The organism is Actinoplanes sp. NPDC051633, assembly GCF_040681735.1.
Taxonomy (GTDB): Bacteria; Actinomycetota; Actinomycetes; order Mycobacteriales; family Micromonosporaceae; genus Actinoplanes.
In genome coordinates this window covers 1-1,712 of the sequence record NZ_JBFAZH010001446.1, presented here as the reverse complement: position 1 = coordinate 1,712, position 1,712 = coordinate 1, and the positions used below count along the sequence as shown (strand labels likewise).

1 protein-coding gene and 2 pseudogenes are annotated in these 1,712 nt (G+C 70.3%); 2 read left to right on the top strand and 1 reads right to left on the bottom strand.

Annotated elements, in window-relative coordinates; translation table 11 throughout:
* Window positions 1-96: 96 nt before the first annotated feature.
* Window positions 97-303 (top strand): annotated as a pseudogene (locus AB0M20_RS41930) (CHASE3 domain-containing protein); the annotation flags it as partial.
* A gap of 45 nt (window positions 304-348) precedes the next feature.
* On the opposite strand, the pseudogene AB0M20_RS41925 reads toward AB0M20_RS41930, so the two are convergent.
* Window positions 349-699, bottom strand: a pseudogene (locus AB0M20_RS41925) (helix-turn-helix transcriptional regulator); the annotation flags it as partial.
* Window positions 700-745: 46 nt separating this feature from the next.
* On the opposite strand from AB0M20_RS41925, the gene AB0M20_RS41920 reads away from it, so the two are divergent.
* The coding region (locus AB0M20_RS41920) for a hypothetical protein (RefSeq protein WP_364306935.1) at window positions 746-1,712 on the top strand (967 nt) is incomplete at its 3' end.

Genomic DNA, 1,712 nt, shown 5'->3' with positions numbered 1-1,712 from the left:
GTCGGTACGGAGCACAGGGTGAAGAACCTCGCGCACAAGCCGTGGACCGGGCGCCGCCTGACCGTGCAGGGCTGGTTCTACCTCGTGCTGTCGCTCATGAGCCTCCTGGTGCTGCTCGGCACCGTGGTGGGCGCCAGCCTCATCGACCGCACGGCCGTGGCGACCGACTCCCTGCTGCGGGGCGTACAGCCCGCCCAGACCGAGGCGTACCGGCTCCAGTCCGCCATGGTCAATCAGGAGACCGGCATCCGGGGCTATGCCATCACCGCCGACAAGCGCTTCCTCAAGCCGTACACCGAGGGCAAGAAGAACGAGTCGGAGTCCGCGGCGCGGCTGCGCCGTCTGGTCGCCGACCAGCCCGAGCGCGGTGGCGACCAGACGAGCGGAGCTGGCCCGGGGAACGCGGACACCACGCTCGAGGTCACGAACGGCCCGTTCGCTGAGCTCGCTGCGGCGGGCCAGCTCCCGTTGCTTCAAGCCGGCCTTGGCCCGATGACGCAGCATCAGCTCGCCGAACGCGCCGCCTCGGCCCCCATCGGCTCTTCTCACCGGTACACGGTAGAGGCGGCCGGTACCGGACGGATCGAAGATTCGGCCATCCGACAATGTGGCCGTTGGTGTCGCCCGGCTGACAGCGACCGGCTGTTCACCGGCAACTCGCCGCGCCGGCCCTGGTGGCGGGTGGGTCGGCGCCCACATGGTGTCTTCCGGGCCGGCGACAGGCGCCGCCCCGGGGGGGAGAGAGATGCTGCACAGGAAGAGAGCCGGTGCCGTCGTGCTTGCCGGCCTGGCCGTGGCCGCACTGGTGGCCAGCGGTACACCGGCGTTCGCGACGAACGATCCCGGCCGGCCACGCCCGCCGACGGCCGACCAGGAACCTCAGCCGGACAAGCCGCTGAATGTCGCACCACCGTCCACCGAGGACGTTCCGCCCGGGTTTGCCTCGTGGGACGAGGTGTTCGAGTTGCAGTCCAAGCTGAACGCGGCGGCCGACCGCATCGTCGCGGCCGGGGGTGACGGCTACGCCGGCCTGGTGGCCGACCCAGACAACCGCGACGTGCGCCTGTATTGGAAGGGCGAGGTGCCGGCGGCGGTCCGCGGAGCGGTGGACGAGGGGCGCAGGTCGGTGCCGGTTCAGGTGCTGCCGGCCGACTACACGCGGGTGGAGCTCGAGGCCGAGGCGAGGCGCTGGCACGACTCGGGGCTGGCCGTGCAGGCGTATCCGGCATCCGATGGCAGCGGGGTCGTCGTCGGGGTCGCCGGGACGGGTACCGCACCGAAGCTGCCCGGCGGGGAACGCACCCGCTACGTCGTGGAGTTCGAGCAGTCGGCACCCGATCCCTTGGCCGCTGAAGCGCCGGCCACCACGTTGGTGGACTACAACCGGCAGTTCGACCGGGCTCCATACTGGGGCGGCGCCATGTACTACAACGACGGCTGGGGCTGCACCCTCGGCTTCCCCATCACCGACTGGTGGGGGGACCCTGGCATGCTCACTGCGGGGCACTGCGGTGACCCGAGCGACACGGTGACCACGACCAACCAGTGGAATGTGTTCGGCCAGTTCTGGGACCAGAACGACGCCGTTGACATCGCCCACATCTGGGTGTACTCCTCGGTGGAGCCGTTCGTGTACGTCGGGGGCCTCACCTCCAGCCAGGGTCGGCGGCTGATCGGCGCGGGCAACAACCACTCCGGCAACTACGTGTGTG